Annotated in this window: 9 protein-coding genes; 3 read left to right on the top strand and 6 right to left on the bottom strand. The window is 66.7% G+C overall.

The genetic code is table 11. The features are described 5' to 3' along the window. Positions 1-152 precede the first annotated feature (152 nt). Positions 153-4,961, top strand: a complete 4,809-nt coding sequence (locus ACGFZW_RS09360) for an RHS repeat-associated core domain-containing protein (RefSeq protein WP_393892461.1) — start codon at positions 153-155, stop codon at positions 4,959-4,961. 9 nt (positions 4,962-4,970) lie between these two features. Then, a complete protein-coding gene (locus ACGFZW_RS09355) occupies positions 4,971-5,330 on the top strand; it encodes a hypothetical protein (protein ID WP_393892460.1) in 360 nt (119 codons plus the stop codon). A 314-nt stretch (positions 5,331-5,644) separates the two neighbouring features. Here the strand turns inward: ACGFZW_RS09355 and ACGFZW_RS09350 are convergent, their stop codons facing one another. After that, positions 5,645-6,331, bottom strand: a complete 687-nt coding sequence (locus tag ACGFZW_RS09350; RefSeq protein WP_393892459.1) for a TetR family transcriptional regulator — start codon at positions 6,329-6,331, stop codon at positions 5,645-5,647. Between the two features lie 7 nt (positions 6,332-6,338). Next, complete coding sequence (locus ACGFZW_RS09345) at positions 6,339-7,319, bottom strand: acyl-CoA desaturase (RefSeq protein WP_393892458.1); 981 nt, start codon at positions 7,317-7,319, stop codon at positions 6,339-6,341. A 392-nt stretch (positions 7,320-7,711) separates the two neighbouring features. Between ACGFZW_RS09345 and ppc the strand changes: the two genes are divergently transcribed. Continuing rightward, positions 7,712-10,426, top strand: a complete 2,715-nt coding sequence (gene ppc, locus ACGFZW_RS09340; protein ID WP_393892825.1) for a phosphoenolpyruvate carboxylase — start codon at positions 7,712-7,714, stop codon at positions 10,424-10,426. Between the two features lie 104 nt (positions 10,427-10,530). On the opposite strand, the gene ACGFZW_RS09335 is transcribed toward ppc, so the two are convergent. From ACGFZW_RS09335 to ACGFZW_RS09320, 4 genes are all read right to left on the bottom strand, one after another. Beyond that, on the bottom strand, positions 10,531-11,064 hold the full coding sequence (locus tag ACGFZW_RS09335; protein WP_393892457.1) for a hypothetical protein: 534 nt from the start codon (positions 11,062-11,064) through the stop codon (positions 10,531-10,533). Between the two features lie 81 nt (positions 11,065-11,145). Continuing rightward, on the bottom strand, positions 11,146-11,733 hold the full coding sequence (pth, locus tag ACGFZW_RS09330) for an aminoacyl-tRNA hydrolase (protein WP_393892456.1): 588 nt from the start codon (positions 11,731-11,733) through the stop codon (positions 11,146-11,148). Positions 11,734-11,901: 168 nt separating this feature from the next. After that, entirely contained in the window at positions 11,902-12,495 is a 594-nt protein-coding gene (locus tag ACGFZW_RS09325; protein WP_393892455.1) for a 50S ribosomal protein L25/general stress protein Ctc, read from the bottom strand. Between the two features lie 192 nt (positions 12,496-12,687). Then, positions 12,688-13,662, bottom strand: a complete 975-nt coding sequence (locus tag ACGFZW_RS09320) for a ribose-phosphate diphosphokinase (RefSeq protein ID WP_393683161.1) — start codon at positions 13,660-13,662, stop codon at positions 12,688-12,690. Positions 13,663-13,726: the final 64 nt, after the last annotated feature.

The following is a 13,726-nucleotide window of genomic DNA, read 5'->3' as shown; positions in this document are numbered from 1 at the left end:
CTGCGACAAATGCTGATTTCGCCCCCGGCGCCCCGGGGCCTGTTGTGGGAATACCGGCCGGACAGGGTGGCGCAGAGTGCGCTTGAGAACCCGGTCGTCCAGATGGAAGCATTTGATCATCTGGCAGATGTTGTACGGGGGGGTGGTCAGTCGTGGGTGTTGTGCTGCCTGGGTGGGCGGATGAGGTTCTCGACATCATTGGTGTGTCGTGGCCGAATGTGGATGAGGACGACTACCGCGAGATGGCAACGGCCATGCGGGAGTTCGCCGACGACATCGACGAAGGCAGGAACGAGGCGCACACCGCCGTCCAGGGCCTGGTGGGTTCGGCGGGCGGTTCGCTGGCGATCGAGGCGCTGAACGCGCACTGGGGCAAGATCAACGGCAAGCACCTCCAGGGGCTTGCCGACTGCGGGCGGATGGCGGCCACCGCCATGGACGGGGTCGCGGTCCTGATCGAGGGCGCCAAGATCGGCGCTCTCGTCCAACTGGGCATCCTCGCGGCAGAAGTGATCGCTGCGCAGGCTGCGGCCCCGTTCACCCTCGGCCTGTCCGAGGTCGGTGCGCTGGCGGCGACGCAGGCGACCCGGGTGATCGTCAAGCGTCTCTTCAAGGAGGTCTGCCAGGCGGTCGCCGAACAGGTCATCAGCATGGCGCTCACTCCCGTCGAGGAGGCGCTCGGTGCGATGGTCGGCGATCTGGTCGTCCAGCTCGGCGCCAATGCCCTGGGTGTGCAGGACGGCGTGGACCTGGGGCAGACTGCCAAGGCCGGTAAGGAAGGCTTCGGCCAGGGCGTGCAGGACGCCAAGGATTCCGCGAAGTCAGCCGCCGAGAATCCGATGGAGCTGCTCAGCGCAGGAGGCCGCCGTGGTGGCGGTGGCGGCTCGAGCAGCAGCGGCGGGGGCGGCAGCAGCAGTGCCGGTGGCGGTGGCGGTGGCGGTGGCGGCTTCAGCTTCGACAAGGAGGAGCACGACAAGGCCGTCACCGGCTTGCAGAGCGCGGGCGGCACGTTCCGCAACAAGGCCGGCAGCAAAATCGGCCGGGCCAAGAGCCACCACGGCCGCACCCGCGGCAAGGACGCCATCGCCGACGCGGCGAACACGATGCTCGACAAGGTCATCGAAGGCATCGAAGACGCGGTCAAGAAGACCGCCAAACACCTCGACGACAACATGACCCGCGGCGTCAAACAGATGGCCAAGAACCACCACGACAACGACAAGGGCCTGGCCGACCACTTCAAAGGCATCGGCAAGGACGGCAAAAACGGCCCCAAGGCGCCCGGCGGAGGTGGCGCAAGTTCCGGGGGGAAGACGTCACGGGGCTCGGAGGCACCGGGCAAAAGCCACTCGAGGAGCGAGGCCGCCAAGGAGGCGGATGCTGACCATCCGCACGCCAAAACCCGCAAGGACGAGGGGATGTGTACGGACGGCACAGACCCTGTTGACCTTGCAACGGGGAAGGTGTTCCTCTCCCAGACCGACATCGCGCTGCCTGGCGCTCTGCCTCTTTTGTTCACTCGCAGATACGAGTCATCGACCCGCATCGGATGGCACATTGGGCCATCCTGGTCCTCCACCGTTGATCAGCGCCTGGAGATCGACTCCGAAGAGGTCGTCTTCGTCACCGACGCAGGGATGCTCCTGCGCTATGCCATCCCACAGACCGACGAGCAGGTCCTGCCGAAGAACGGTCCGCGCTGGCCACTGACGCGCACTGAGCAGGGCGACTGGGCCATCCATGACCCGGAGACTGGCCAGACCCGCTACTTCAGTGACGCCCTGCACGCCCCCGGCGTCGCACTGCCCGATGAGTTCTGCGACCGCAACGGCCACCGGATCACCTTCGACTACGCGGACGAGACCGGCGTCCCCTATGCGATCCGCCACAGTGCCGGCTACGAACTCAAGCTCGCCTGCGACACCCACGGCCGCCTGGCAACCCTGCACCTGGCAGGCGCGGCGGACGATGGCTCGGATCAGCTGCTCAGGACCTACGGACACGATGACGCGGGCAATCTCACCTGTGTCACTGACTCCACCGGAGCAGTGACACGGTTCGAGTACGACGCTGAGCACCGCATGACCGCCTGGGTCGACTCCAACGACTCCCGCTACGAGTACACCTACGACCATCGCCATCGGTGCACTTCCCAATTCGGCGCTGAGGGGCACCTGGCGAACCGGTTCACTTACAGCGAGGCCGACCCCGCGACCGGGCAGCAAGTCACCACGCACACCAATGGAGAAGGCGCTCGCACCCGGTACCTCATCAACGATCGCCTACAGGTCATAGCGGTCACTGACCCACTCGGGAACACCGCGCGCACCACCTACGACGCAAACGATCGCCCCTGCCAGATCACCGACCCCCTTGGCAACACCACGCACCTGGCCTATGACGAGAATGGGCACGTCACCTCGATCGTCCGCCCGGATGGCTCAGGAAGTACGGCCACTTACACCGAACTGGGCCTCCCGGCGGAAGTCACGGGAACAGATGGCCTCACCTTCCGTCAGGAGTACGACGCCAAGGGTAACCGGACCGCTGTTACCGACCCTGCGGGCCAAACCACGCGCTTCACCCATGACGCGCGCGGCTACCTCACCTCCGTCACCGACCCGCTGGGCAATACCACCCGCATCGAGTGCGACGAGGCGGGTCTCCCACGTACGGTCACCGACTCTTCTGGCACCGCCACGCATTTCCGCAGGGACCGCCTCGGTCGCACCACCTCCGTTACCGATCCACTCGGCAACACCACCCGCTATCAATGGACGCCCGAAGGGCTTCTTGCGGCCCGCCAGAACCCGGATGGCACTCAGGAATCCTGGACCTACGACGGCGAGGGCAACTGCACCACCCATACCGATGCTCTGGGCCGGGCCACCACCTTCGAGTACGACCACTTCGACCAGTTGAGGGCGCGCACCGACCCGGACGGTGCACGCCACCAGTTCGTGCACGACACCGAACTCAAACTCATGAAGGTCACCAACCCACAGGGCTTGACCTGGCGGTATGAGTACGACATGGCCGGCCGCCTGATATCCGAGACGGACTTCGACAACCGCACGCAGACTTACACACACGACGCGGCAGGTCGGCTGACCTCACGTACCACTGCACTCGGCCATACGATTCTCTTCACCCACGACGCCTTGGGCTGCACAATCACCAAACGCGTCGAGGATGCGCTCACCAGATTTTCATACGATGCCGCCGGTCGCCTGGCTGAAATCACAGGACCGGAATGTGAGCTCGCCTATGCTCGCGACGAGTTCGGCCGGATCGTTGCCGAGACTGTGAACGGCCGCACCAGCACTTTCTGCTATGACCCTCTGGGACGCCGGACAGGCCGCACCACCCCCACCGGCGCGGTCAGCCGATGGACCTATGACGCCATGGGGCGGCGCGCCAGACTTGACACCTCCGGGCGCACTCTGGCCTTCACCCACGACATGATTGGCCGGGAAATCTCCCGCGCCCTCGGCGACATCACCTTCCGCCACAGCTACGACGCCATCGGTCGCCTTACGGACCAGCACGTCACCACAGCGTCGGAAACTATCCAACGCCGCGCCTACACCTACAGTGCCGACGGTTATCTCACTGGCATCGACGACCACCTCAACGGTCTTCACCGCTTCGCGCTCGATACCGCTGGCCGCGTCACCGCGGTATCCGCCCTCAACTGGGCCGAGACCTACGCCTACGACACGTCCGGAAATCAGACCCACGCCACCTGGCCCGACCATCACCCGGCCCCTGAGGCCCGGGGCGAGCGCACCTACACCGGAACTCGAATCGCGCGCGCCGGAGACATGCGCTACGAATACGACGCACAAGGGCGCGTCACTCTCCGCCAGAAAAAACGCCTGTCTCGTCAACCCGACACGTGGCGTTACACCTGGGACGCTGAGGACCGCCTCACCAGTGTAGTTACTCCAGACGGTCAGTTGTGGAATTACCTCTACGACCCGCTCGGCCGACGGGTAGCGAAGAAGCGGCTGGCTGCTGACGGATCGATCCTTGAGCAAGTTGACTTCACTTGGGACGGCAGCAATCTTGCCGAACAGACAACGAAATCCGCCGACTCGCTTTATGGCGTCACACTCACCTGGGATTATGACGGCAGGCATCCGCTGGCTCAGACCGAAAGGAAAACCGCCTTAAATGCGGATCAGCAGGAAATAGACCAGCGGTTCTTCGCCATCATCACCGATCTCGTCGGAACCCCAACTGAACTTGTTGACGAGATCGGAAACGTCGCTTGGCGACGTCGCTCTACATTGGGCGGTATCGCGACCTGGGCCGCCGATGGTGCGGCTTACACGCCACTGCGCTTCCCCGGGCACTACTTCGACTCAGAATCCGGCCTGAACTACAACTTCTACCGCTACTATGAACCGGAGACCGGTCGCTACTTCAGCGCTGACCCCCTCGGTCTGGCTGCTGATCCCAACCAGTACGCATATGTCTCAAACCCGTTCGCGTGGACAGATCCACTAGGGCTGAGTCCGTGCGGGGTGTTGGTTCTGGGGATTCATGACCCGTGCGAGAAGCTAGCCAAAGACATTGATGGATCCATCACTTTCAACGATTCAAAATATGCTCAAGTCGTGGCTGACGGTCCTTACGGACCGATTGCCTGGTGGCAGAGCGAGGTATCCGATAGATTGCGGAATAACGGTAAAGTGGCAGTCGCTCTCGACGGATTTAAGCACGCCGATACGGGTGATTATGCGAAGGCATTCGAGTCTGCCGTGAAAGCTGGCGCCCCGTGGGGAGGGTACAAGGCTACGCAGTGGGAAATGTATGAGCTGGCCTGGCATGCAAGGCTCGGAAATCTTGACTGGAATAACGTAGACTTTTACCATAACGGGGAGAAGATGCCTAGATCTTCAATGCCCGAGCCGGATTGGGGTGCTATAGTGCCGAGAAAGCCAGGCAAGGGATAGGTTAATCGCGTGGGTAATATTTATGAATCGGATCGGCTGTTCAAAGTCTGGCAGTACACTGTAAGTCATCGACGACTCTTGTTGAGGAGCTCCCGCGAAGAATACGGCACCCGTATCGATATTCTTTTCGCGGGAGTTGAGCGCCTGTGTGTTCAGCGGGTTTATGAGGGGCTTACGATAAGGCGGGGAACGGGCGAGGAGGCTCGCCGGATCGGTGAAGCACTGGACATTGAGGTCGACGTGGAGAGCCTGTATCTATTGGGTGACGGGATCTCCAGCTTCGTCATCTCCGGCGCGCCGCAATGGCGCGAGGACGACGGATACAATGACGATCCTTCGCGGCTTGGGCAGCTGCCGGGAACTCCCTGAAACAGGAGTGGTGTCGGGTTAAGGAAATGATCCGTTCCCGGGCTCGCCGTCTGGCAGCGGGAGGGGAAGCGGGCAGCACGTGCGGTCCGCGGTGACTGACCACTTGGCCAACGACCAGCGGTTCGCCGCCCCGTCTGTTGCTGCCCAACAGTGCAAAGCGTTCCTGTGACGCCCAGGCGGCGCCCGAGAGCCCGCGGTATCGGGAGACAGTCCTGAACCGCGGGCATCAAGGGCGAGGCGGAATTCTGGCCGCAACCCCGAAGGCAGGGCCGGGGCGCAAAGTGGATAGTCGCAATCCTCCCGGCGCCCGCCCCTCAGTTCTTCCGATGCCCGATCAACCGCGGCGTAGCCTCCAGATTCCCCAGACCGTGCCAGGCCAGATTCACCAGATGAGCCGCGACGTCAGCCTTTTCCGGCTTGCGGGTGTCCACCCACCACTGCCCGGTCAGGGCGACCATGCCGACCAGGGCCTGGGCGTAGAGCGGGGCCAGTTTCGGGTCGAAGCCGCGGGCCTTGAATTCCAGGCCCAGGATGTCCTCGACCTGCGTGGCGATATCGCTGATCAGCGACGCGAAGGTGCCCGTCGACTGGGCGACGGGGGAGTCCCGGACCAGGATGCGGAAGCCGTCGGTGAACGTCTCGATGTAGTCGAGCAGGGCGAACGCGGCCTGTTCGAGGAGCTCGCGGGGGTGGCCGGCGGTCAGCGCGCTGGTCACCATGTCCAGCAGCTGGCGCATCTCGCGGTCCACGACGACCGCGTACAGGCCCTCCTTGCCGCCGAAGTGCTCGTAGACCACCGGTTTGGACACACCGGCCTTCGCCGCGATCTCCTCCACGGAGGTGCCTTCGAAGCCGCGCTCGGCGAAGAGTGTGCGACCGATGTCCAGCAGCTGCTCACGGCGCTCCGCGCCGGTCATCCGGACCCTGCGGGTCCGCCTGGAGCCCGTGCCGGAGGAGTTCGTGCCCTTGCTGTTGCTCACGCTGCTGCCGTCGATCGCCACCCGTCAATCATGCAGCCTGAGCGGCCTTGTCCTTGCGCCGGGACTCGACACGCGCCGCGCTGGGCCACCGGACGTCGTACGCCCAGCCCGCCTTCTCGAACCAGCGGATGAGCCGGGCGCTGGAGTCCAGCTGACCCTTCAGCACGCCGTGCCGCGCGCACGTCGGGTCGGCGTGGTGCAGGTTGTGCCAGGACTCCCCGCAGGAGAGCACCGCCAGCCACCACACGTTCCCGGAGCGGTCGCGCGACTTGAACGGATGCTTGCCGACCGCGTGGCAGATGGAGTTGATCGACCACGTGACGTGATGCAGCAGCGCCACCCGCACCAGGGAGCCCCAGAAGAACGCCGTCAGCGCGCCCGTCCAGGACCAGGTCACCAGACCGCCCACCAGCGGCGGAATCGCGAGCGAGACCACCGTCCAGAGGACGAACTGACGGGAGACGGCCCGGAGCGCGGGGTCCTTGATCAGGTCCGGAGCGTACTTGTGCTGCGGCGTCTGCTCCTCGTTGAACATCCAGCCGATGTGCGCCCACCACAGGCCCTTCATCAGGGCCGGCACGGTCTCGCCGAAGCGCCACGGCGAATGCGGGTCGCCCTCGGCGTCAGAGAACTTGTGGTGCTTGCGGTGATCGGCCACCCAGCGCACCAGCGGCCCCTCCACCGCCAGCGAGCCCATGACGGCCAGCGCGATGCGCAGCGGCCGCTTCGCCTTGAAGGCGCCGTGGGTGAAGTAGCGGTGGAAGCCGATCGTGATGCCGTGGCAGCCGATGTAGTACATCGCCACCATCAGCCCCAGGTCCAGCCAGCTCACCCCCCACCCCCAGGCCAGCGGCACCGCTGCGAGCAGCGCCACGAACGGCACCGTGATGAACAACAGCAGCGTGATCTGTTCGACGGATCCCTTGCTGTCACCGCCGAGCGTGGCGGACGGAAGCGGTGTACCGGCGGAGATCGGTGACTCTTCGGCGGTCTCTGGTCCTGCGGTCATGTGGTGTCCCTCGTCGGGGGGCTCGGGGGCACGGCTACGGCTACGGGACCGTAACCTACGGTTTCGTAAGTATGGCAGCGACACCGCCACGAGCAAGGCCGTGACACCGCCCCACACGCGGCGTGACCGTACCGCGGACGCGGCGTGACAGGGCTCACACCTGCGCCGATAGCAATGATGCCCAGCAATCGGACGGTGTGATCCGCCGAGATTGGGGAGACCTATCCTGGGGACGTCGGACAGCGCGGTCCGCAACCCGCCCGCTAATCAGACGTGCTCAATCACTGCAAGGAGCCGCACCTGTGAGCAGTGCCGACAACACCTCCGCCGACCTCGCGTCCACGCAGTCCGGCCGGTACGACCGGTCCGGCGTCGAGAGCGACAGCAGCGGTGTGAGCGACCACAAGGACAACGTCGCTTTGCGCGCCGACATCCGGCGCCTGGGCGACCTCCTCGGCGAAACCCTCCTCCGGCAGGAGGGCCAGGAACTCCTGGACCTCGTCGAGCGGGTCCGCGCGCTGACCCGCTCCGACGGTGAAGCCGCCGCCCGGCTCCTCGGCGACACCGACCTCGCCACCGCCGCCAAGCTCGTCCGCGCCTTCTCCACCTACTTCCACCTCGCGAACGTCACCGAGCAGGTTTACCGGGGCCGCGAGCTGCGCTCCCGCCGGGCCGCGGAGGGCAGCATCCTCGCCCGCACCGCCGACATGCTCAAGGACGCCGACCCCGAGCACCTGCGCGACACCGCCCGCCACCTCGGCGTCCGCCCCGTCTTCACGGCACACCCCACCGAGGCCGCCCGCCGCTCCGTCCTCACCAAGCTCCGCAAGGTCGCCGAGCTGCTGGACCTCACGGACTCCGCCGAGCGACGCCGCGCCGATCTCCGCCTCGCCGAGAACATCGACCTCATCTGGCAGACCGACGAGCTGCGCGTCGCCCGCCCGGAGCCCACCGACGAGGCTCGCAACGCCATCTACTACCTCGACGAGCTCGGCCGCGGCGCCGTCGGCGATGTCCTGGAGGACCTGGCCGCCGAACTGGAGCGCGCCGGCACCGAGCTGCCCGCCGGCACCCGCCCGCTGACCTTCGGCACCTGGATCGGCGGCGACCGCGACGGCAACCCCAACGTCACCCCCCAGGTCACCTGGGACGTCCTGCTCCTCCAGCACGAGCACGGCATCACCGACGCCCTGGAGCACGTCGACGAACTGCGCGGCGCCCTGTCGAACTCCATTCGCAACTGCGGAGCCACCGAGGAGCTCCTGGAGTCCCTCCGCCGCGACCTCGAACTCATCCCGGAGATCAGCCCCCGCTACAAGCGCCTGAACTCCGAGGAGCCCTACCGGCTCAAGGCCACCTGCATCCAGCAGAAGCTCGTCAACACCCGCGAGCGCCTCGCCGGGGACACCCCCCACGTCCCCGGCCGCGACTACCTCGGCACCGCGGAGCTCCTCGACGACCTCGCGCTCATCCAGAACTCGCTGCGCGAACACCGCGGCGGCCTGGTCGCCGACGGCCGCCTGGAGCGCACCCTGCGCACCATCTCCGCCTTCGGCCTGCAGCTCGCCACCATGGACATCCGCGAGCACGCCGACGCCCACCACCACGCCCTCGGCCAGCTCTTCGACCGCCTCGGCGAGGAGTCCTGGCGCTACGTCGACATGCCGCGCGACTACCGCCGCAAGCTCCTGGCCAAGGAACTGCGCTCGCGCCGGCCCCTGGCGCCCACCCCCGCGCCCCTCGACGAAGCCGGCGCGAAGACCCTGGGCGTCTTCCGCACCATCGTCAAGGCCAAGGAGACCTTCGGACCGGAGGTCATCGAGTCCTACATCATCTCGATGTGCCAGGGCTCCGACGACGTCTTCGCGGCCACCGTGCTCGCCCGTGAGGCCGGCCTCATCGACCTGCACGCCGGCTGGGCCAAGATCGGCATCGTGCCGCTCCTGGAGACCACCGACGAGCTGAAGATCGCCGACCAGCTCCTCGACGAGATGCTGTCCGACCCCTCCTACCGGCGCCTGGTCGCCCTGCGCGACGACGTCCAGGAGGTCATGCTCGGCTACTCCGACTCCTCCAAGTTCGGCGGCATCACCACCTCCCAGTGGGAGATCCACCGCGCCCAGCGCCTGCTGCGCGACGTGGCCCACCGGCACGGCGTACGCCTGCGTCTCTTCCACGGCCGCGGTGGCACCGTCGGCCGCGGCGGCGGCCCCTCCCACGACGCGATCCTCGCCCAGCCCTACGGCACCCTCGAAGGCGAGATCAAGGTCACCGAGCAGGGCGAGGTCATCTCCGACAAGTACCTCGTGCCGTCCCTCGCCCGGGAGAACCTCGAACTGACCGTCGCGGCCACCTTGCAGGCCTCCGCCCTGCACACCGAGCCCCGCCAGTCCGACGAGGCCCTCGCCCGCTGGGACGCGGCCATGGAGACCGTCTCCGACGCCGCCCACGGCTCCTACCGCAGGCTCGTCGAGGACCCCGACCTGCCCGCCTACTTCTTCGCCTCCACCCCCGTCGACCAGCTCGCCGAACTCCACCTCGGCTCGCGCCCCTCGCGCCGTCCCGACAGCGGCGCGGGACTCGACGGCCTGCGCGCCATCCCGTGGGTCTTCGGCTGGACGCAGTCCCGCCAGATCGTCCCCGGCTGGTTCGGCGTCGGCACCGGCCTCAAGGCCGCCCGCGAGGCCGGGCTGGACAGCGTCCTGGACGAGATGCACGAGCACTGGCACTTCTTCCGCAACTTCCTGTCCAACGTCGCGATGACGCTGGCCAAGACCGACCTGCGGATCGCCCAGCACTACGTCGACACCCTCGTCCCCGACAACCTCAAGCACGTCTTCGAGGTCATCAAGGCCGAGCACGAGCTCACGGTCCAGGAAGTCCTGCGGATCACCGGCGAGAGCGAACTCCTCGACTCCAACTCCGTTCTCCAGCAGACCTTCCACATCCGCGACGCCTACCTCGACCCGATCTCCTACCTCCAGGTGTCCCTGCTCGCCCGTCAGCGCGAGGCGGCGGCCCGCGGCGAAGAGGCCGACCCGGTCCTCGCCCGCGCCCTGCTGCTCACCGTCAACGGCGTCGCCGCCGGCCTGCGCAACACCGGCTGACCCGGCACCGCGCCACGACAGACACACCACACGGCAGCGGCCCGTCCCCTCTCACGAAGGGACGGGCCGCTGCCGTCTGCCGAACCGGGAACCCCGGCTTCTGCCTAAATCCCTTGCAGCGCCGCGAACGCCGCTCCCAGCAGCACCGCACCGCACAAGCCCATCACCCACGCCGTACGCCGCAGCCGCATCCCACCGGCCACCACCAACGCGGCCAGCAACAGGGCTCCCGCGAACGGCACCCACGCGTGCAGAATCCCCGCCGGCCCGGTGCGCACCGCATGCGCCGTCCCCGGCTCGACCGTCACCTCGACCCGCTGGCCCTCGTCGGGCGCGGCGGCCTCCACGATCGACACCTTCGGCCGGGCCTTGCCGTCCCCCTCGGTCGGCACATACGGACCCGTGCACTTGTCGTCCTCACAGCGCGCCACCGTCATCGTGCCGCGTTCCTGCGCCTTGACGAGCATCGCGTACTGGGCGGTGTTCCACGACGTCCACACCCCCGCCGCCAACAGCAGCAGCGCCAACAACCCCATCAGCACCGTCCGTACGACAAGCAACGCGCCATAGGCACTCTCACCCGCCCGCCGGGTGCGGCTGCGGCGGACGGAACTGGTGCGCGTAGTGCTACTGGGCATGCCGGCGATCCTTGGCCATCCGACTGCGGTCGGTCAACCTGTCACCTGCGGTTCGTCAGGGCCTGACCCACGTTGTCCGGATCAGGTGTTGTACGTGCTCTGCGCCCGTTCCAAACCCTCGATCACCAGGGCCTCCACCGCGTCCGCCGAACGGTCCACGAAGTAACCGAGTTCCTTGCGCTCCGCCGACGAGAAGTCCTTCAGCACGAAGTCGGCCACCTGCATCCGCCCCGGCGGACGCCCGATCCCGAACCGCACCCGGTGATAGTCCGGCCCCGAGGACTTGGTGATCGACTTCAACCCGTTGTGCCCGTTGTCGCCGCCGCCCGACTTCAACCGCAGCGCACCGTAATCGATGTCCAACTCATCATGAATCACCACGATGTTGGACACCGGCACCTTGTAGAAGTCCCGCAGGGCCGTCACCGGCCCACCCGACACGTTCATGAACGACATCGGCTTGGCCACCACCACCCGACGGCCCGCGGGCCCCGGCGCGCCGACGCGGCCCTCCACCACCTGTGCCCGCGACTTGTGCGCCTTGAAGCGGCCCCGCATCCGCTCCGCCAGCAAGTCCGCCACCATGAAACCGACATTGTGGCGATTCGCCGCATACTCCGGCCCCGGATTACCCAGCCCCACCACAAGCCACGGATCTGCGTCCGTCATCTCTCCCACTCCCACAACCGCCACCACACCGAACCCCGTCAACCGCCCGCCGCCCACCGCGTACCGAGCGGCCGGTCACGGGCCACTGCCCATGAAACAGCCCAACCGCCACCCCGCACCCAAAGGCGCGCGGCAGCGGCTGGACAGAGCGCTGTACTGCTACGGCAATCAGGCCTGCTCGGCCTCGTCGCCCGCCTCGGCGGACTCCTCGGCCGGAGCCTCCGCCTGCGCCGCGACAACCTGCAGCACGACGACGTCGTCCTCGACGGCCAGCGTCGAACCGGCCGGCAGGGTGACGTCCTTCGCCTGCACCGAGTCACCGGCGTCCAGGCCCGCCACGGAGATCGTGACCGACTCCGGGATGTGGGTCGCCTCGGCCTCGACCGGCAGGGTGTTCAGCAGGTGCTCGAGCAGGTTCGCACCCGGCGCCAGGTCGCCCTCGGTCAGGATCGGGATCTCGACGGTGACCTTCTCGCCCTGGCGGACGGCCAGGAAGTCGACGTGCACGAGGAAGCCGCGGATGGCCTCACGCTGCACGGCCTTCGGGATGACCAGGGTGTCCTTGCCGTCGACGTCCAGACGGATCAGCACGTTCGGGGTCTTCAGGGCCATCATCAGCGCGTGGCTGTCGACCTTGACGTGCTGCGGCTTGTCACCGTGGCCGTAGACCACGCCCGGAACCTTGCTCTCGCGACGCGTACGACGGGCCGCGCCCTTACCGAAGTCGCTGCGGACCTCAGCGGCGATCTTGACCTCAGCCATGACTGCACTCCTCGTATCTCAGGAAACTGCTGACCGTTACCCGGCCCACGACAGACCTGCTACGAAGAGCGCGTCGATAACGGACCAGCCGCACAAAGAAGTGCGGCCTCCCTCGCCGAGCAACTCCGTGAGTCTACCCGGCGGGAAGGCCGCCCCCAAGTCGATCAATGCCGACCTACGTCACAGCTGAACTCACTGCTCCTCGAAGAGGCTCGTCACCGAACCGTCCTCGAAGACCTCACGGATCGCCCGCGCGACGGTCGGGGCCATCGACAGCACCGTGATCTTGTCCAGTTCCAGCTCACTCGGCGTCGGCAGCGTGTTCGTGAACACGAACTCGCTCACCTTCGAGTTCTTCAGCCGGTCCGCAGCGGGACCCGACAGCACGCCGTGCGTCGCCGTCACGATCACGTCCGAGGCGCCGTTCGCGAACAGCGCGTCCGCCGCCGCGCAGATCGTGCCGCCGGTGTCGATCATGTCGTCGACCAGGACGCACACCCGGTCCTTCACATCGCCCACGACCTCGTGGACGGTGACCTGGTTCGCCACGTCCTTGTCGCGCCGCTTGTGCACGATCGCCAGCGGCGCGCCCAGGCGGTCGCACCAGCGGTCCGCAACCCGCACCCGGCCGGCGTCCGGCGAGACCACGGTCAGCTTGTCGCGGTCGACCTTCGCGCCGACATAGTCCGCCAGCACCGGCAGCGCGAAGAGGTGATCCACCGGGCCGTCGAAGAAGCCCATGATCTGATCCGTGTGCAGATCGACCGTGACGATGCGGTCCGCGCCCGCCGTCTTCATCAGGTCCGCGATCAGCCGCGCCGAGATCGGCTCACGGCCGCGGTGCTTCTTGTCCTGACGCGCGTATCCGTAGAACGGCACGACCACGGTGATGCTCCGGGCCGAGGCCCGCTTCAGCGCATCGATCATGATCAGCTGTTCCATGATCCACTTGTTGATCGGAGCCGTGTGGCTCTGGATCAGGAAGCAGTCAGCGCCGCGCGCCGACTCCTGATAGCGGACATAGATCTCACCGTTGGCGAAGTCGAACGCCTTCGTCGGGACCAGGCCCACACCCAGCTGGTGCGCGACCTCCTCGGCCAGCTCGGGGTGGGCGCGGCCGGAGAAGAGCATCAGCTTCTTCTCGCCGGTCGTCTTGATCCCGGTCACAGCAAATCTCCTCGAATCCCTGTTTGCGTGCGCTAATCACGGTACGCCCCGCACGGCGCACCCG

The sequence above is a fragment of the Streptomyces sp. NPDC048248 genome, assembly GCF_043201875.1.
In the GTDB taxonomy this organism is placed as follows: Bacteria; Actinomycetota; Actinomycetes; order Streptomycetales; family Streptomycetaceae; genus Streptomyces.
Note: the sequence above shows the minus strand (reverse complement) of the source record. Positions and strands in the feature narration are given on the sequence as shown.